A 19,560-nucleotide genomic window follows, 5' to 3' on the forward strand; every position below is an offset into this window, starting at 1 on the left:
GAAAATCAGGTCGCTTTTTTTATTGGAAATCAATGCTTTTGTCGCGATTTACAACATCAGCGGTTTGACAAAGGTTTCGATATCTTTTTCCGTAATTTCTTTATCACAAAGAATGGTGAGACGTTCCACCACATTGTGGAGTTCGCGGATATTGCCCGTCCAGCGAAATGTCTGAAGCATTTGAATGGCTTTGTCGGTTATCTGCAACGGAGGTTTTCCCTGCGCTTCGGCAAGTTCTTTAATAAAATGTTCTACCAGCAGGGGAATGTCATCTAACCGCTCGCGCAAAGGAGGAACCTGCATAACGATAACACTCAGCCGGTGGTACAAATCTTCACGAAAGTTTCCTTTTTTAATCTCCTCGGGCAGATTTTTATTCGAAGCGGCAATGACCCGTACGTCCACCGGAATTTCCTTTTCACCGCCCACACGGATAATTTTATTTTCCTGTAATGCCCTTAAAACTTTGGCCTGTGCCGAAAGGCTCATATCGCCAATTTCATCAAGGAACAGGGTACCGCCGTGCGCCAGTTCAAAATCACCTTTCCGTTGTTTAATGGCCGAGGTAAACGAACCTTTTTCGTGCCCGAACAACTGACTTTCAATTAATTCAGACGGAATGGCAGCACAGTTTACCTCAACAAACGGTGATTTTTGACGGTTGCTTTGTTCATGAATTTGCCTTGCCACCAGTTCTTTTCCGGTTCCGTTTTCGCCGGCAATTAACACACGGGCCGTGGTTGGCGCCACTTTGGTTATCATCTCTTTTAATTGCAAAATGGGTTTGGAATTCCCCACGATTTCATATTTTCTTTCAATTTCTTTTTTCAGGTTCTTAGTCTGAACAACCAGTTCCTTCTTATCAATGGCATTGCGTAAAGTGATCAGCAACCGATTCAGGTCTGGTGGTTTGACAATAAAATCATAAGCACCTTTTTTAATGGCTTCTACCGCCGTTTCAATAGTGCCGTGCCCCGAAATCATAATCACCGGACAATCAGAAAACTTCTGAAGCTTATCAAGCACTTCCATTCCATCCATTTCCGGCATTTTAATGTCGAGCAGAATCACATCATAGCTATTGGCCTGAGCCAGTTCAAGTCCGTCCATTCCGTTGGCAGCCAGATCCACTTCATACTTTTCAAATTCTAAAATTTCTTTTAAAGTACGCCGGATGCTGCTTTCATCATCAATAACCAGAATTTTTGCCATAAACGTTATTTTTTTCCAAAGGTAAAAAAAACGGCTGTTTTCCGGAAAGTTATCTTTTTTACCTTTCGAATGATTTTCATACATTCGCCAAAAGATAAAGCGATTACGTTATGAATAAATTTTCTTTTCAAGACAAAGTGGTTGCCATTACGGGCGCTTCTTCAGGAATTGGTAAAGAGTTGGCCGTTCGTTTGGCCGAACAAGGAGCCTGGTTGGCTCTGGGGGCACGGAACCTGGAAAAACAAGAGGAAACTGCCGCGCTTTGCCGTCAAAAGGGGGGAAAGGCACTGGCGCTTCAGCTTGATGTAGCCCAAAAAGAAAGTTGCCGGAATTTTATTGAAAAAACCGTAGCGGAATACGGGCGGATAGATGTGCTGGTAAATAATGCAGGTATCTCCATGTGGGCCTATTTTGAAGAGTTTACCGATGTTACGCCTTTTGAAGAAATCATGAAAGTCAACTATTTCGGAAGTTTATACTGTACGTTTTATGCGTTGCCTTATCTTAAAAAAACCAAGGGCCGTCTCGTAGGGGTTTCCAGCCTTACCGGCAAAACCGGCGTTCCCACCCGCAGCGGCTATGCGGCCAGTAAACATGCCATGGCCGGCTTTTTTGATACCCTGCGTATAGAATTAAAAGATACCGGAGTCAGCGTGACCATGATCTATCCCGGATTTGTCGCTACCGAAGTCCGCAAAAGGGCTTTTGGCGCTGACGGAAAATCGTTAGATGAAAGTCCGCTGGACGAATCCACAACCATGACGGTGGAAAAATGTGTAAGCTTAATGATTCCGGCCATTGCCAAACGCAAAAGAGAAGTGGTGATGACAACAAAAGCAAAAATAGGATTGTGGCTCAAACTACTGGCTCCCGGACTGGTAGATAAAATAGCGTTGAAAGCGGTTTCCAAAGGGAAAAAATAATTTACTTAACGATGGCACATCTTACAAAACAGAATTACAACATTCTCAAAGAAAAGATTGTCGGTTTGCTGGAAGAAGGCAGAAAAAGAGCAGCACAGTCAGTGAATACGATTTTGCTTGAAACCTATTGGCAAATCGGAAGACATATTGTTGAATTTGAACAACACGGACAAGAGAAGGCCGAATATGGTAAAGCGCTTTTAACCAAGCTCTCAAAGGATTTGAGTATGGAATACGGAAAGGGATTCAGCCGGTCCAATCTTTTCCAAATCCGGGCATTTTATTTGCGCTTTCAAAAAATCCAGACAGTGTCTGGACAATTTGGAAAGAGGGAAGTTTTGCCTCACAAACTGAGTTGGTGCACCACAATTATTAAAACTGATAGCCGAATTAAATAAAATTCTGGATAAAGAAAATGAGCAAACGGAAAATAATTTATTGCTGTAATTAATAGGAGGACGAAAAATGGGTAGTCATACAGTGATCTTAATCACCATGTTGGTGTACATCATCCTGTTGGTGGGATGGGGCATTTTTCAGGGCCGAAAGGTCAAATCAGGCGATGATTATGCCATTGCCGGCAGGAACCTGCCCGGTTGGGTGGCGGCATTATCAGAACGAGCCACGGGCGAATCTTCATGGGCTTTGCTGGGTTTACCCGGCGCCGCTTATGCCATGGGGCTTTCTGAAATATGGACTGCCGTAGGTTGTGTGGCCGGCATTGTAACGGCCTGGGCTTTGCTGGCCTGGCGCCTGCGCGATGCGGCTGAAAAATACCAGGCCAATACTTTTACCGGATTTCTGGCCCGTTCGCATCCTGAAAAAGCAAAACAAATCAGAATGGTATCCAGCGCGGCCATCGTATTCTTTTTCTTCTTTTATGTGGGCGCACAATTTCTTGGTGGAGGAAAAACACTCCATACCATGTTTGGGCTGGATGCCAGAACAGGAATGATCATCACGGCTGCCGTTATTATTCCGTACACCATTTACGGCGGGTTCCAGTCGGTGGTTTACACCGATGTTGTTCAGGCCATCGTCATGATCATTGCCTTGATCGTAGGACCACTGGTTGGCATTTTTTACGTCGCCCATCATCCCGGTCTGTATGCCCACAGTATGAGCATGGCCTTATCCAAAGCCGGTTCCTCTTACACTTCTTTAACGGGGGCGGCCTCCGGATTTTCGCTGGGCGTAGTCATTGTCGGTGGTTTTTCGTGGTTTTTTGGTTATCTGGGTGGCCAACCGCAGCTAACGACCCGTTTTATGGCCATAAAAAATCCGAAACAGGCCAAATTTGCCCGTAATGTGGGCATTACGTGGACGCTGATTGCTTATCTCGGCGCTTTGTCGATCGGATGGCTCGGACTGGCCATCTTTGGTCCGCACGGCTTGTCTGACAGAGAATTTGTAATGCCGAAAGTGATGCTCCAGATTTTTCATCCGGTTTTTGCTGCCATTCTTATTACCGGCGCCATTGCCGCCATGATTTCCACCGCCGATTCGTTATTGATTCTTTCCGCCACAGAATTCTCTGAAAACATTCTTAAACCACTGGTCAAAAACAAAAGTTTTTTACAAAAACACAATCTGTTTATCTCGCGTGTAATCACTGCCTTTCTGGCCATTATAGCTCTGTTGCTTTCCTGGTTTACAGGAAGCAAAACTTTTATTTTTACCTTGGTGAGTTATGTATGGGCAGGCATTGGCGGCACTTTCTCGGTCGTGGTACTGCTGACGCTTTTTTGGAAAAGATACCACGGAAAAGCGGTTTTGGTGACGATCGTCTATGGCATCCTTTTTACCATTATCTGGATCAATACCGGAATGGACAAGGTGATCACTTCGCGCATTATGACTTTTGCGACAACATTGATTGTTGCTGTTCTGGCCACCTGGTTACTGAATAAATCAGAATCGCATTATTCACCGGATTATTCCGGAAAACAACCGGTTTCATAAAGGGCAAATGGAATACTTTTAGTAATTTCGCAGACAGAAAAACGAAAATTTCATGATTTACGTTGCACTTGTCAATTCTTATCCGGTTATTTCCGATGCTTTTTGTGCTTTGCTGAAAGATTCTGAAGACATTGAAATTTCAGGCACTTACGAGACTTTAAATGATTTAATTCGGCAACCTCCCGAAAATCCGGTCCATGTTGTATTACTGATTGCTTACCGCATTTCGGAGAAAATAATTGATGATATTAAACGTTTTCCGCAATTTTTCCCTAAAGGGAAGATGTTGGTTTTGTCGTTGTTCAACGATGAAAAATTTATTTTACGAACCATTAAAGCCGGAGCAAAAGGACATTTGGGAAGCGATGCCAATCGGTCAGAAATACTGGAAGCCATTTACACCTTACGCAACGGGCACGAATATTACGCCAAAAGCATAACCGATATTCTGCTCCACAGCTATTTATCAGATCAAAAAATTGGTCCGGAGGAAAAAGAAGACAAACTCAAACAGCTTTCGCCGCGTGAGATGGAAGTCTTTAAACTGTTTGCCGAAGGAATGTCTAACCGCCATATTGCAGAAAAGTTATTTATCAGCGTGCGAACGGTAGAAACGCATAAGAACAACATTATGAAAAAAATTGAACTGAAAACTACCGTCGATCTGGTGAAATTTGCCATTAAAAACAATATTATACAGATTGATTGAAGTACTTGAAGTTTGAAGTGTGAAGTACTTAAAGTGAGCAGGACTTTTTTTAACGTTTTCCTTTGAGCTTCTTTGTGATGTCCTTTGAGGGACTTTGTGGTAAAAAGAGTCATTAGTACACTGGTCATTGGGAAATGATGAGCGATAAACGATAAATGATAAGTGTTGAGTTGTTTTGATTGGTTATCATTAATTTAGAATTTTTCGGATTTGTTTTTTTGGATTTCCCTTGTGATTTGTCTTTTGCTTTTTGGAGTTTCCCACTTTAGGCATTTTAAGTACTTGAAGTTTGAAGTGTGAAGTGTGAAGTACTTAAAAGTGAATAGGATTTTTTTAACGTTTTCCTTTGAGCTTCTTTGTGATGTCCTTTGAGGGACTTCGTGGTAAAAAGAGTTATTGGGAAAGGATGAACGAACGATAAATGCAGAGCGATGAAAGATAAACAGGGGTGGATTTTGTTTTTTGGGGGGCGTCCTTTCGCCATTTTGCCCAGTCGTGTTTGTCCTCCTGAGCGAAGCGAAGGATCTCTAATGCTGAAAGATTTGGGATGGAAGGATGGAGAACGTTAGATGGGAAGATGTTTGACTCAACGATAATTGATGAACGAGGCTGTGATTTGTTTTTATGTTTTTTGTGATTTCTCACTTGGTCATTAGTCCTGGTTATTGGTATTGTTGATTTTCAGATATTTACCTGTTTTTTTCTGTCGTCCTGAACGGAGCGCAGCGGAGTGAAGGATCTTAAAAATAATCACGGTTGTTAAAATAGATGCTTCACTGCGTTCAGCATGACAAAAGAAGTTAATTTTTGGAATTTGGGATTTTTTTGTGATTTGCTTTTTTGTTTTTTGTGATTTCCCACTTTAGGCACTTGAAGTACTTAAAATTTGAAGTGTGAAGGACTTAAAGTAAAGTCAGACAAATTTTTCGATCAGTTCCACCAGCCGGCTGGAGTATCCCATTTCGTTGTCGTACCAGGCCACCACTTTCACCAGCTTATGTTTATCCCCCAACACAGCGGTTAAATTGGCATCAAAAACAGCCGAGTGGGTATTTCCAATAATATCGGCAGACACAATAGGATCTTCGGTATATTGCAAAATTCCTTTTAACCGGCCCTGGGCAGCTTCTTTAAAAGCAGCGTTGATCTCTTCCACGCTGGTTGATTTCCTGAGCGTACAGGTCAGGTCGGTAAGCGAGCCATCCGGAACAGGAACCCGGATTCCGGCACCTCCCAGGTTGTTTTTCAGATGAGGAAAAATCCGGGTGGAAGCTTTGGCTGCTCCCGTAGTTGTAGGAACGATCGAATAAGCAGCAGCCCGGCCTCTGCGCCAGTCTTTATGCGGACCGTCCACAATGTTCTGGTCTTTGGTATAAGAATGTACCGTAGTCATAAATCCTTTTTCAATGCCCCAAAGCTCATCCAGAATCATAATCAGCGGCGCCACATTATTGGTGGTACAGGAAGCATTGGAAATAATCACATCCTTTTTGTCAATAATCTGGTCGTTAACGCCCAGCACGACATATTTTACATTTTCGCGTTCACCTTTGGCCGGTGCAGAAATAATGACCTTCCGGGCACCTGATTTTTCCACATGAAGAATGGCTTTGTCGCGTTCAACAAACTGTCCGGTTGATTCGATCACCACATCAATCTTCAGTTTTTCCCAGGGAAGTTTCGACGGATCCGGTTCGTTGAAAACCAGAATCTGATTATCATTTACAATGAGCGCTTTTTCAGTGTGTTGCACTGTTCCCCGAAACGGACCATGCACAGAATCATATTTAAGCAAATGAGCCAGGTTGGCGGTATCCGTCAAATCATTGATGGCTACCACTTCCATATTTTCTTTTTTTTGAAGATTACGAAAGGTAATCCGGCCAATCCGGCCAAACCCGTTAATGGCAATGCGTATTTTATTCATAATGTAAAGCTGTAATTGACAAGACAAATGTATGAAACCACCGGGAAAATGGCGTTCAAACCGGTTCTAAATTGCATAAAAAAGCCCTGCTTTGACAAAAGTCGCCGCAGGGCACGGTAAACAAGTTAATCTGAGCGGTTTATTTTTCAGCTTCTTCTTTTTTTGCAGAAGCGGTATTTTCGATAAGGCCAAGATCACCGTAATCGTCAGTATAACCGTATAAGTTGTCCAGTTTGGTTTTATACAGTTTTTTCAACTGATTTCGTTTCAATTTCAGCGTAGGGGAGAGCTCGCCGGTTTCGGTAGACCATTCACGGCAGGTAAGGGCAAACTTCTTAATCTGACGATGGCGGCCTAAAGTTTGATTAATCCGGTCCACTTCTTCCTGATACCGGGCTAATACTTTGGGATGACGAATCAAATCGGTATTGTCACGGAATTTCACACCATTTTTAAAACACCAGCCGTGCAGATAATGGAAATTCGGGCTGATAATGGCTGCCGCAAATTTTTCCCCTTCGCCTACCACCAGAATTTGCTCAATAAGCGGGGATTCTTTAAAGCGGTTTTCCACAATCTGCGGGGCTACATATTTACCTGTAGAGAGCTTGAAAATCTCTTTTTTACGATCGGTAATCCACAGTACTCCATTTTCTATCTTCCCAATATCACCGGTATGGAACCATCCTTCTTCGTCAATCACTTCTTTGGTTTTTTCCGGATCTTTATAATAGCCTACCATCAAATTGGGGCCTTTCATCAGGATTTCGCCGTCTTCGGCAATTTTCACTTCCACATTCGACAAGACAGGGCCAACACTTCCGGCCTGCATGGTAGGATATTCGCCATAGTTCACCGAAATTACCGGAGACGTTTCTGTTAATCCGTAACCCTGGGCCACAGTAATTCCTACTGCGCTGAACAACTTGGCCAGTCGCGGTTGCAGTGCTGCCCCTCCCGAAATAATCACTTTAATCTCGCCGCCAAGAGCTTCTTTCCATTTACTAAAGATCAGTTTCCGGGCAATCTTCAGTTTAAAGTCATAAGCTTTGCCGCGTTTGGCCGGATCATCTTCATATTCCATTCCCAGGTTAACAGCCCAGTCGAACAGCGAACGTTTTAACCCTTTTAATTCTTTGCCTTTCAGCATGATTTTATCAAAGAGTTTTTCCATCACCCGCGGAACAGTGGCAAAGCCATGCGGATGGACTTCATTCAGGTTTTCACCAATGGTATCGATGCTTTCCACGTAATACACGCCTAAACCTTTTGCCTGGACCAAATAGTTGACTTCGCGTTCCAGTACATGGCACAACGGCAAAAAGCTTAACCAGCGATCACCGGGAACCACCGGTAACAACGGTCTGGATGCATTCACATTGCTCAAAATATTATTGTGGGTTAGCATCACGCCTTTAGAACGTCCGGTAGTACCGGAAGTATAAATAATGGAAAGAAGGTCATCTTTAGAGATGCTGTCTTTAATTTTAGGCAGTTCTTTTTCGTATTTATCTTTGTTTTTCTTCCCCAGTTCCACAATTTCGCTCCAGTGGGGGACACCATTTACTTTATCGTATGTGAATATCTTTTCAATCTTCGGAACTTCGTCGGCCAGTGGTTTTATTTTGTCGTAATATTCTTTGGACGAAAGGATAACGATACGGGCTTCGGAGTGTTCCAGGATGTAACGATGCTCAGCCGGTCCGATATTAGGATAAACCGGAACATGAATCACACCGAGCTGTCCCATCCCCATGTCGGCAAAATTCCATTCCGGACGATTATTGGAGATTGTTAAAATTTTATCTCCTTTTTTAAAGCCCATAGCCAGCAGGCCATAGCTAAAGTAATCGACCATTTCTTTGTATTCATCCGTGCTGAAATTTTCCCATTGTCCGTTTCTTTTCACCGACAAGGCAACTTTCAGATTATTCTCTTTGACATTTTGATCAAGGATGTCAAAATTTCTTTCCAGCTTCATAGGTAATAGTTTTAGGTTAAACTTGTGAATGACGGTTTGTAAATATTTTTTCTATACGCTATCGGTTTTTTAATTGTTGTTTATTTTTTTGCTTTAAACGTCCAGGTAAATTTAAATTCAGAGACCTGATCACCGGCTTCGTCAATTCCAATGGAAACGATGGGCACAGTAACCCCTTCTCCGGTTTCGAGTGTTTTTTTTACGGCATCACGCAGGGCTTCTCCGTCGTTACAGGTAAATGTAACCCGGCTTTGGGCTTTTTTGGTGAATTTTGCCTGCATATCAAAAACCAGCATGGAAACCGGCCGCGGAGCTGCTTTTACTTCAGCAATGGCCATCGCACCGGACGAAAGTTCGGCGGCCATAGACTGTACCGCAAAATAAAGTGACCTGAACGGATTCTTGGTCAGGTAGTTGTACGGCACCGAAACTGAAGCATGTTTTTCATCCAGTTCCACAATGCGCAATCCGTTTAAAATGCCCATCGGCATATGTTTTAAGAAAAACAGGTTCAGGCGAAACGGATTATTGGCCAGCTTTCTAAAATCTTTGGTTTTTGCCATATAAAAAATTACACTTTAAAAAAGAGAAGAGAAACAGGCTCAAATGAGCCTGTTTCTCAAAATCTGTTAACTAAAAATTGTACTGGTTAGCTTCAATCAATTGATCAGCAATTCTTCTGCGGGCTTCTTTTACGTTCACCGGATTCACTTTGGTAAAACGTTTCATCCCCATCAGCATTCCTGCCTGTTCATCGCCTTCGGCAAATGAATTCACAGCATCCAACCCGATTTTGTTAATCCGGTAAGCTGTATCATACAAGAATACATCCAAGATATCTTTGTAAATCGCCAATTTTTTCTCATCGTACTTGCTGGCCAGTTTTTCCACGCGGAGCAGTGTTGATTCGGCAGCATAAGTATACATCAGCATATCGGCTACATTCAACATAATTTCCTGCTCATTCTGGAATTTATCCATGTATTTCTGCAACGCAGCACCGGCGACCATCAAAATGGCTTTTTTGAAATTCACAATATATTTGTGTTTGTTTTCAAAATAGTCCATGGTTGTGCTACCGAAATCAGGAATACCCATCAGCTCTTTGGCTACTTCTTTGGCCGGTGTCAGCAGGTCGATTTCACCTTTCATACCCCGTTTCAGCAATTCGCCAACAGCCACCATACGGTTAATTTCGTTGGTTCCTTCAAAAATACGGTTAATACGGGAATCGCGATAAGCTCTTTCTACCACAGTTTCGGCTGAATAGCCCATTCCACCATGAATTTGAACGCCTTCGTCCACCACAAAATCCAATGCTTCAGAACCAAAAACTTTGGCAATGGAAGCTTCAATGGCAAACTGACGAATTCCTTCGATGGAAGCCCGGCCTTTATCCATACCATCAGCAACCAGCTGATTAATGGCGTCATCAATGTTCTGGCTGGCGCGATAAGTCAGCGATTCAGTGGCAAAGGTGCGGATAACCATTTCGGCCAGTTTGGTTTTAATGGCACCAAAGTTGGCAATAGCCATTCCAAACTGTTTTCTTTCGTTGGCATACTGAACGCTGGCGTCAATCGTTGCTTTGGCAGCACCGGTAGTAGCGGCAGCCAGTTTGATACGGCCAAGGTTCAGGATATACAGGGCAATTTTAAAACCTTCATTTCTTTCACCCAAGAGGTTTTCTACCGGCACTTTGGCGTTATCGAAGAAAATCTGGATGGTGGAAGAACCACGGATTCCCATTTTGTCTTCTTCAGCACCGAAAGTAAATCCGGGCGTATCGCGTTCCACGATAAAAGCACTCAGGTTTTTGTCGTCTTCAATTTTAGCATAAACGATGAACAAGTCGGCGATTCCCCCGTTGGTGATCCACATTTTACTCCCGTTCAGCACATAGTATTTTCCGTCTTCGCTCAATGTAGCTTTGGTTTTCCCGTTATTCGGGTCAGAACCGGCATCCGGCTCGGTAAGGGCATAAGCGCCGATATATTCACCGGTAGCCAGCTTGGGAAGATATTTTTTCTTTTGTTCTTCTGTACCAAAATAAAGAATAGGGAGGGTACCGATTCCGGTGTGAGCCGAATAAGCTACGGCATAACTAAATCCTTTTCCCATTTCTTCTACGGTAAGCATAGAAGTCACGAAATTCTGTCCGAAACCTTCATACTCTTCCGGGATGGAAATCCCCAGCAATCCGAGCTCGCCGGCATCTTTTAATAATTTGGTCAACAATTCATTATCGTGGTGTTCCAATTGTTCCACGTTGGGCAAAACCTGTGTTTCGGTAAAATCTTTACAGGTTTGTGCCATCATTTGCTGTTCTTCGTTAAATTCTTCAGGAATGAAAATATCGGCCGCATTGGTTTCCCTGATGAGAAACTCACCACCTTTTAACGCTTTTTTGTCTGACATAATTTTATAATTTAATAGTTGAATAATTCGATTTGTAAAAAAAGCACACCAGTTTATCAACTGATGTGCTTAAAATTATTTATAACATTTCATAAATACCGGCAGCACCTTGTCCTGTTCCGATACACATAGTGACCATACCGTATTTTTTATTACGGCGTTTCAATTCATTCAGAATCTGAACGGTCAGTTTGGCACCGGTACATCCCAAGGGGTGTCCCAGGGCAATGGCTCCACCGTTAACGTTTAAGATTTCCGGGTTAATTCCCACTTCTCTTACCACAACCAGCGACTGGGTGGCAAAAGCTTCATTCAGCTCAATAAGATCCATGTCTTCGAGTTTCATTCCGGCGTGTTTTAACACTTTCGGAATGGCTTTGGTCGGACCGATACCCATCTTATAAGGTTCCACGCCGGAAACCTGGTAATCTACCAGACGGGCAAGCGGAGTCAGGTTGTAACGTTTCAAGGCTTCTTCTGACACTACCAAGACGAAAGCAGCTCCATCCGACATTTGCGATGAGTTTCCTGCAGTAGAAACGCCATCAGGAGCAAAGGCAGGACGCAGTTTGGCCAACGTTTCGGGAGTAGTTCCCCTTCTCGGACCTTCGTCCGTATCAAAGATTTTTTTCCGGGTTTTCATCACCCCGTCTTCAAAGTAATTTTCTTCCACCGTGATGGGAACGATCTGATCTTTGAAGTAACCGTTGTCGATAGCATTAATGGCTTTGGCATACGAATTGGCTGCAAACTCATCCAGTTCTTCCCGTTTCAGTTTATATTCACGGGCTACCATTTCCGAAGTCAATCCCATGCTCAGATACCAGTCAGGATTACTTTTTGCTGCTTTCGGGTTAGGCACCATGCGCCATCCGCCCATGTTAATCATCGACATGGTTTCGGCACCACCGGCGATAATTACATCAGCAATTCCTGCACTTACTTTGGCTGAAGCAATGGCTATGGCTTCGATTCCGGATGAACAGAAACGATTGATGGTTGAACCGGGAACATCCACGGTATCCAGTGACATCAATGAGAGCAAACGTCCCATGTTCATTCCGGTTTCAGCTTCCGGAAAAGCGTTTCCGACAACAACATCGTCAATTTCCGATTTCTCGATTTGTGGAAAGTCATTCATTAAATGTCTGATGACTTCAACGGCAATATCATCGGGACGGGTAAAACGTAAAGTTCCCCGCGGAGCTTTGCCGATGGCCGAACGATATCCACCTACTATATATGCATTCATAATATTAAATTTTTTCTGTTTTTAAAAATGATTGGTGATTAGTTTCTGAGGATTTTACCTTTTGTAATCAGGCTGTTAATACGCTCTAACGTTTTCCGTGTCATACAAAGTTCCAGGAAAGCTTTTCTTTCCAGATCCAGCAGATATTGTTCTGAAACTTCGGTAAGCGCCTGTGAGATTTCGCCTCCGGCCATCACATACCCAAGTTTTTCGGCAATTAAACCATCGTGTTCTGACATATAATGAGCGGTTTTAAACCCGTCAGAGCCTACATAAACCATTCCGAGAGCTTCACGTCCCAAAACTTTGACGTCGTTACGCGGAGCCGGTTGTGAGTATCCTTTGTCGGCCATTTCAAGCGCCACTTTTTTAGCATAAGCCAGCTGATGAGCACGGCTGACAATCACTTCGTCAACACCCGGACGGAGGTAACCCAAATCGAAAGCTTCGTAAGCCGAAGTGGAAACCTTGGCTTGTCCGATGCTCAGATAACGGTTCAGGAACTGGTTGGTACGGATATCTCCGGGACGCAGTTCATCGCCCAGACGGAGAGCAAACTCTTTGGTTCCGCCACCGCCAGGAATCAGTCCTACACCAAATTCTACCAAACCCATGTAGGTTTCGGCATGAGCAATCACCTTATCGCTATGCATACAAACTTCGCATCCGCCACCCAGTGCCATACCATGAGGTGCAGCAATTACCGGGATAGAAGAATAGCGCAAGCGCATGGTGGTTTTCTGGAACCACTGAATAGCCATGTTCAAGTCTTCCCATTCCTGTTCAACAGCCAACATATAAATCATACCCACATTGGCGCCGGCAGAGAAGTTGTCGCCTTCGTTGGAAATCACCATGGCTTTGTAATCCGCTTCAGCCATGTCGAGGGCTTTATTCAGTCCTTCGAGCGTTCCCTGGCCAATGGTATTCATTTTCGAGTGGAATTCAACGTTCAAAACGCCGTCACCCAAATCGAAAATGCTCACATCATTATTTTCCCAAACCACGTTGGTATTACGCAGCAGGGCCAGTGACAGTTTATTTTCCTGTCCGGGAACTTCTTTATAATCTTTGGTTTTCAGGTCGTAATAATATTTCCGGCCGTTTTTCACGGTAAAGAAGCTTTCTTTACCGGCTGCCAGCATATCATAAACCCACTGGGCCGGTTTTTTGCCGGCTTCTTCCATGGCTTTTACCGTATCGGCTACACCCAACGAATCCCAGATTTCAAAAGGACCAATCTTCCAGCCAAATCCGGCCATCATGGCGTCATCCACCTTGTAGATGTCTTCGGTAATTTCCGGAATCCGGTTAGAAGTAAACTGGAACAGGCTGTAAAATGAGTCACGGTAAAATTCACCGGCTTTTCCTTTGTCAGCCAGCAATACCGGGAAACGTTTATGCAAATCATCAATGCCTTTTGTTTTTTCCAGTACCGAGAATTTCGGTTTGGGATCTTCCTTGTATTCCAAGGTTTCAAAGTCGAGGGTGAGGAATTTTTTCTTTCCGTCAACCACTACTTTTTTAAAGAATCCTTGTTTGGTTTTCGATCCCAGCCATTTGTTTTCCAGCATTTTCTGGAGGTAATCCGGTACTTTAAAAGCATCGTGTGCTTCGTCGTTGGTGGTTTCGCGAATATAATCGGCCACATGGATCAGGGTATCCAGACCAACCACATCAGCGGTACGGAAAGTAGCCGATTTGGCGCGTCCGATCACCGGTCCGGTCAGTTTATCAATTTCGGTAATGGTTAAACCGTAATCTTTCACCTTATTAAAAAGGTCCATAATAGAATAGGTTCCGATACGGTTGGCAATAAAAGCCGGGGTGTCTTTGGCCAAAACCGGTGTTTTGCCCAGAAAACGGCCGGCATAATCTTCAAGAAAAGCCAATACTTCCGGATCGGTATATTTGGACGGAATAATTTCAAAAAGTTGCAGATAACGCGGCGGGTTGAAGAAGTGAGTTCCACAAAAATGTTTCTGGAAATCTTCGCTTTTGCCTTCCGCCATAGCGTCAATGGAAATACCGGAAGTATTGGAAGTAACCAAAGTACCCGGTTTTCTCAATTTGTCCACTTTTTCAAAGACCTGCTGTTTAATATCAAGACGTTCTACCACGACTTCGATTACCCAGTCACAGTCTTTGATTTTCGGTAAGTCATCATCAAAGTTACCGGTTGTTATCCGTTTGGCAAACGACTTTTTGTAAATAGGGGATGGTTTTGATTTGAGCGCAGCCTTCAGGGAATCATTAACGATTCTGTTTCTGACTACTTTGTCATTCAGTGTCAGCCCTTTGGCTTTCTCAGCTTCGGTCAGTTCACGTGGCACAATATCGATGAGCAAAACCTCAATGCCGATATTGGCAAAATGACAAGCAATGCCGGAACCCATCACACCGGAGCCCAACACTGCAACTTTTTTGATTCTACGTACCATAATATATAAAGATTAGGTTTATTAATTTAATGAACGAGTTGTCCATTGTTTATTTGTTTTGTATTATGTCCTTCTTTTGCAGGAACTTCACCCAGCTCGATGGCTACCTGTTCCTTGATAATATCGAATACCTTAAAAAAGGTCTTCATTTCGTCTTCATCGATTTTATTCAGCAACTTCTGATTAAAATCCAAAACCACTTTTTTTGCAATTTTACGACGTTGCACCCCTTTTTCGGTCAGAAAAATTTTGACTACCCGCTTATCGTCCGGCGAAACCTGCCGGTAAATACAACCGTCTTTTTCCATTTTTTTCAACAGCCGGGTCAGGCTCGAATTTTTCATTCCGATAAGCTGTGCAAGCCGCGTGGAAGGAGTCCCTTCTCGGCTTACATAGGTAAGAATGTAACCTATTGTTTGGGTTATGCCGTACTTTACTGCAATTGAATTGTACATTCGCGAAAGCGCCAATGAGGTCGTCCGGATGTAAAATTCAATGGTTTCGTTTAGCTTCATCTTTTTTTCAGTTATTACGCATGCGTACAAAAATAAAGTAAAAATAGTTCGCATGCAAACTATTTTTCAAAAAATTAACATTTAGATTGTTTCTAAATGCTTTTTTCAATCGATTGCAGGGAAGAAAAAGGCAAAAAAAGCGTAAAAACGTTAGGCATCCCGGCCAACCGGAATCTGTTCTATTTTGTGTTGTACCTTTGCCAAATTGGTTTATCCTCCGACAGAGATCTACGGATTTAAAATGAAAAAAATGGATCAATTAGAAAGCTATATCGAAAACCACACCACGGATGAAGACGAATTATTGTACCAGCTGAACCGTGAAACCCATCTTAAAACCTATTATCCGCACATGCTGTCCGGAAAGGTACAGGGAAAATTTCTGGAAATGGTCATCCACATGCTGCAACCGCAAAGCATTCTGGAAATCGGAACATTCACCGGCTATTCTGCGCTTTCGATGGCAAAAGCCCTGCCTGAAGGCGGAATTTTGTACACCATTGATAACAATGAAGAAATTGAAAGTTTTGCCCGTCGTTTTTTCGACAAAGCACCTTACGGCAAAAAAATCCGTTTTATTTTAGGAGATGCACGGGCGGTTATTCCTGATTTGGACGAAACATTTGATTTGGTTTTTATTGATGCCGATAAAAACCATTATCCGGACTATTATGAACTCGCACTCCGTAAACTGCGCAAAGGCGGCTTTATCTTGGCTGACAATGTGCTGTGGGGCGGAAAGGTAGTGGAAAATAACAGCCACCCCGATAAGGAAACGCGTGGAGTCATGGCTTTTAATGAATTGGTAAAGAATGACAGCAGGGTAGAGCAGGTGATACTTTCCGTGCGGGATGGATTGATGTTGATACGGAAATTATAATTGCATTTTTCAGTTAGAACGGTGATTAATGTTCAATCTGAAAACAGCAACATACCTGTACCAATGAGGATTGCAGATTACCTCCTGTACACAGGCTTCTTTAAATCTGCAAAAGCTGAAATCGTTTTGGGTCTTCCATTACGAACAATTGTCAGGAAAACCTGGTTCTTCTTATTTTTTCTTAGGTCATAAGATTTAAAAATTAACTTGAACTTACCGGGACCAAATTGGTTTTTTTTAATGTCAAGAAATACCTGCGTTTTTAAATCCTGCAAAGAATAGCGTTTAATAACAGAATCTCCAAGCATTACCCGTTTTATTGAGAAATTATCTTTTGAAGAAAAAACGACAGAAAAATTCATGTATATTTTTCCTCTTGGAACACCCGGGTAAACGAGATTCCTGCTTGCTGATTCAATAGCAATAGTTTTACAGGACTCAAATCCTGTTACTAAAATCAGGAAAAGAGAAACAAGCAATAACCTTTTTATAAGATGACTAATTTTTAATAATTTTTTGTACAAAACTTTTATTTTTATCACTTGATATTTTCATCATATAAATTCCATTTGAAACATTTGTCAAATCAAGTTCCGTATTTTTATTCGTCAGCTCTCCCTGCTTCATGATACCTCCTACAATATTATAGATTACATAATAGTACCGGTTTTGACTGTTAAATTGTGGTAAATTGATATGTATTCTCCCATCGGTAACAGGGTTGGGAAAAATAACCGGTTTTTGATTCTCAGCAAATTCATTTTCATTAATCCCTACCTGATCTGAAATGTCAAATTGCCATAATCCCCTGCCAAATGTTGCCGCAACCAAGGCATTCTCAGTATAATTAATATCCAAATCATTAACGATAACGTTGGGTAAAGAATTATCTCCAAGGCGGGCCCATTGCATATCTCCAATTTTATAATAAACCCCTAATTCTGTAGCGACATACAAGATTTCCTGGTAGTTGTTTTGTGCCACGAGCACCTTTTTCATAAGAATGTTAGGTAAACCGGCCGAAATATTATTCCATGTTAACCCTCCATCGGTAGATTTAAAAACCTTTTGGTCACTTATATAGCTTTTTACCGTTGCATAAACGGTGTCGGGATGAGTGGCTACAAAATCAATAGAATTGATTGTTGCTGAAGGATCGGTACTTGCCTGATTAAGGCTGCTCCACGTTTGACCGCCATCTAAACTTTTCCTGACAGCACTGTCGCCAATGGCAAAAACAGCATTATTGTGGGTGCTAATAAAAGAAACGGTCCCCGTTCCGGCTTTTAGCGCGGTCATAGAACCGCTATCAGCATTAAGTAAATAAACATCATCTCCTCCTGCATATAATTTACTAGGGTTAATGGTGTTCATCTCCAAGGGCCAAACAAAGTTTGCCCCTGGTATTTTTAATTGAACATCTCCCATGTAATTTCCTGAAAACCCGTTTATTGCTATATTTAGGACCCCATTCTGGCAGCCTAAGTACCTGATTTTAGGATCCGTGTAATCTATGGCTGTTGCTGTACCATCACCCGCTGCTGCTGCAATCCATTGCATTTCTCCATCAAACATTTCTCTGCTAAAACCATCATTGTCCTGATTTCCCTGCAACATGTTTCCCGTTGTGCTGTTTGGGGTAATAGCAGCCGAATATAATTGGGTAACAATACATTTATCCGATTTGTATGTAACAACAGGTTTAAAATCACCCTCCTTTTTGTATTCAACGTAATTCAGTCCCCCGTCAGTACAAACCCAATATTTGTACGTGCTGGTGTCATTATCCAATTTTCCCATGGCATGAAAATCAGGATGAATATAACTCCCCGAATCAGCATCGCTTTGCCAGTATCCGTTTAAAGACTTATACCAGGTTGAGCCGGAGTCTGTACTGTGAAATCCGTCCACAGCTCCACTGATTATCATGTTGTTTTCTATCAAAAGGGTTTGATCATACCCGTATTGGGGATCATAAGCAGGAACAGGATTACCTATTTCTTTCCAGCCGGCAGAATCATAGTAAGATATTTGCCCATTTTTGTCTTCCATGAATAAGGTCCCGCCTTTAAAAAACAGGGCAAGTTTATTGCCTGGACGATCACTTCCATCTCTTATTTTATGCCAGCTATTTCCTTTGTCGCTTGATGTATAAACTTCACCAGCAACATTCATACAGGCAATCGTGTCATTATCGCTCTTAACAAATCGGCCATATTCAACAGGTCTGGAATCATAAAGTGTACTCTGCCATGTCGTTCCTCCATCCGTTGTTCTGTAGATGTCATTGCTGGTACCAACAATAACTGTATCATTACTTAAAACTAAAAGATTTGATGTTATTCCCTGTTGGCTTAGTGAGAAACTAAGATTTGTAGAAAAAAATGTATTACCGCCATCTGTTGATTTCAAGACTCCTATTGATTTAATATTCAGACCGTCATAATCTCCTGTTGATGCATAAATAACCGTATGAAGAGAATAGGAAGTATCTGCTGATTGAATATCGGTTATGCCGATTCCTGCCACATTATCCAATATTGGCGTCCAGGAAGTACCACCATCGGAAGATTTCCAGATACCACCGGAAGGCGCCCCTACAAATAAAACATCATGATCCATGCCTTCCGGGCTGGGAAACCGTAATAAACAATTTAATCGCCCCATTTGAGGATAGTTTGGATACCCATTGTGTTGGGGCACGGTATGTGCACCAATGTTAACCCAAACGCCATTTGTTCCCTCTTTCATTGAAGAAGTTTGCCGTACTATTTTTCCTTTGCTATCGAGAATGCCTGCATTAAAATAGCCAAGATCGGCCGGGGGGAAAGTACCATCGGCATAAACTCTGTCTTTCCAGAAATAGGCCCATCGTTCAAAATGTTTTTGGGCTTTTTTATTGGCGAGAATACGCATGTCTAATTGGGAAAGGTTTGCCCTGGCGGAAGCTACAATGTCAAAATAATTGGCTTTGGGCTCAATCGCTTTTTCTTTGTAGTTAAGATTTTGAGAAAAGACGGATAATGACAAGATTATCAATGAGATAAAAATAGTAAATTTTCTCATATTACATTATTTTTGAGGATGGGAAATCATGTTATTTCAATAATTATATGTTTTAATGTGAACCACACGCAAAATCTTCAAAAGTAAAATTGAAGACGATGTCAGATGTTCCTTCTATACTAGTTTCTAAAAAGTTTTTCGGAGAGCTGCATTATTATTTCATTTCTTCCCGTTCACAATGAATTACGACTTCTTCAAAAAAAGAATTCTATTTTAAAAATAGCATCCCTCTGAGTTTTTTTATTAATTCGTTTGTTTTATTCTCTTCCCTTAT

At 42.3% G+C, this 19,560-nt stretch carries 15 protein-coding genes; 5 read left to right on the forward strand and 10 right to left on the reverse strand.

The genetic code is table 11. The features are described 5' to 3' along the window. Positions 1 to 48 precede the first annotated feature (48 nt). Positions 49 to 1,212 carry a sigma-54-dependent transcriptional regulator gene (locus LA303_RS07470; RefSeq protein WP_240524663.1) on the reverse strand — a complete coding sequence of 388 codons (1,164 nt, stop codon included), beginning with the start codon at positions 1,210 to 1,212 and terminating at the stop codon, positions 49 to 51. 110 nt (positions 1,213 to 1,322) lie between these two features. Here LA303_RS07470 and LA303_RS07475 point away from each other — a divergent pair, with 110 nt between their 5' ends. From LA303_RS07475 to LA303_RS07490, 4 genes are all read left to right on the forward strand, one after another. Then, positions 1,323 to 2,135: an SDR family oxidoreductase gene (locus LA303_RS07475; protein ID WP_240524664.1), complete on the forward strand. Its 813-nt coding sequence runs from the start codon at positions 1,323 to 1,325 to the stop codon at positions 2,133 to 2,135. 65 nt (positions 2,136 to 2,200) lie between these two features. Continuing rightward, positions 2,201 to 2,533 carry a DUF1016 N-terminal domain-containing protein gene (locus LA303_RS07480; RefSeq protein WP_240524665.1) on the forward strand — a complete coding sequence of 111 codons (333 nt, stop codon included), beginning with the start codon at positions 2,201 to 2,203 and terminating at the stop codon, positions 2,531 to 2,533. 67 nt (positions 2,534 to 2,600) lie between these two features. Continuing rightward, positions 2,601 to 4,097, forward strand: a complete 1,497-nt coding sequence (locus LA303_RS07485; RefSeq protein ID WP_240524666.1) for a sodium/proline symporter — start codon at positions 2,601 to 2,603, stop codon at positions 4,095 to 4,097. A 52-nt stretch (positions 4,098 to 4,149) separates the two neighbouring features. Next, positions 4,150 to 4,806 (forward strand): response regulator transcription factor, encoded by a 657-nt coding sequence (locus tag LA303_RS07490; protein ID WP_240524667.1) that lies wholly within the window; start codon positions 4,150 to 4,152, stop codon positions 4,804 to 4,806. A gap of 913 nt (positions 4,807 to 5,719) precedes the next feature. On the opposite strand, the gene gap is transcribed toward LA303_RS07490, so the two are convergent. The 7 genes from gap to LA303_RS07525 form a co-directional block, all read right to left on the reverse strand. Continuing rightward, a complete protein-coding gene (gap, locus tag LA303_RS07495; protein WP_240524668.1) occupies positions 5,720 to 6,733 on the reverse strand; it encodes a type I glyceraldehyde-3-phosphate dehydrogenase in 1,014 nt (337 codons plus the stop codon). Positions 6,734 to 6,872: 139 nt separating this feature from the next. Then, positions 6,873 to 8,714, reverse strand: a complete 1,842-nt coding sequence (locus LA303_RS07500; RefSeq protein ID WP_240524669.1) for an AMP-dependent synthetase/ligase — start codon at positions 8,712 to 8,714, stop codon at positions 6,873 to 6,875. Between the two features lie 80 nt (positions 8,715 to 8,794). Next, positions 8,795 to 9,277, reverse strand: coding sequence for a DUF4442 domain-containing protein (locus tag LA303_RS07505; protein WP_240524670.1), 483 nt, complete (start codon positions 9,275 to 9,277; stop codon positions 8,795 to 8,797). A 70-nt stretch (positions 9,278 to 9,347) separates the two neighbouring features. Continuing rightward, positions 9,348 to 11,132: an acyl-CoA dehydrogenase family protein gene (locus LA303_RS07510; protein WP_240524671.1), complete on the reverse strand. Its 1,785-nt coding sequence runs from the start codon at positions 11,130 to 11,132 to the stop codon at positions 9,348 to 9,350. Between the two features lie 79 nt (positions 11,133 to 11,211). Then, positions 11,212 to 12,384 (reverse strand): thiolase family protein, encoded by a 1,173-nt coding sequence (locus tag LA303_RS07515; RefSeq protein WP_240524672.1) that lies wholly within the window; start codon positions 12,382 to 12,384, stop codon positions 11,212 to 11,214. A 38-nt stretch (positions 12,385 to 12,422) separates the two neighbouring features. Further along, the gene (locus LA303_RS07520) at positions 12,423 to 14,825 is read right to left on the reverse strand and encodes a 3-hydroxyacyl-CoA dehydrogenase/enoyl-CoA hydratase family protein (RefSeq protein WP_240524673.1); all 2,403 of its coding nucleotides are present in this window, start codon (positions 14,823 to 14,825) and stop codon (positions 12,423 to 12,425) included. A 26-nt stretch (positions 14,826 to 14,851) separates the two neighbouring features. After that, a complete protein-coding gene (locus LA303_RS07525) occupies positions 14,852 to 15,340 on the reverse strand; it encodes a MarR family winged helix-turn-helix transcriptional regulator (protein WP_240524674.1) in 489 nt (162 codons plus the stop codon). A gap of 250 nt (positions 15,341 to 15,590) precedes the next feature. On the opposite strand from LA303_RS07525, the gene LA303_RS07530 reads away from it, so the two are divergent. Then, entirely contained in the window at positions 15,591 to 16,220 is a 630-nt protein-coding gene (locus LA303_RS07530; RefSeq protein ID WP_240524675.1) for an O-methyltransferase, read from the forward strand. A gap of 77 nt (positions 16,221 to 16,297) precedes the next feature. Here the strand turns inward: LA303_RS07530 and LA303_RS07535 are convergent, their stop codons facing one another. Both LA303_RS07535 and LA303_RS07540 read right to left on the reverse strand, forming a co-directional pair. Then, positions 16,298 to 16,744: a hypothetical protein gene (locus LA303_RS07535; protein ID WP_240524676.1), complete on the reverse strand. Its 447-nt coding sequence runs from the start codon at positions 16,742 to 16,744 to the stop codon at positions 16,298 to 16,300. After that, positions 16,719 to 19,286, reverse strand: a complete 2,568-nt coding sequence (locus LA303_RS07540) for a T9SS type A sorting domain-containing protein (protein WP_240524677.1) — start codon at positions 19,284 to 19,286, stop codon at positions 16,719 to 16,721. The genes LA303_RS07535 and LA303_RS07540 overlap by 26 nt, the downstream gene beginning before the upstream one ends. Between the last annotated feature and the right edge of the window lie 274 nt (positions 19,287 to 19,560).

The sequence above is a fragment of the Candidatus Sulfidibacterium hydrothermale genome, assembly GCF_020149915.1.
In the GTDB taxonomy this organism is placed as follows: Bacteria; Bacteroidota; Bacteroidia; order Bacteroidales; family F082; genus Sulfidibacterium; species Sulfidibacterium hydrothermale.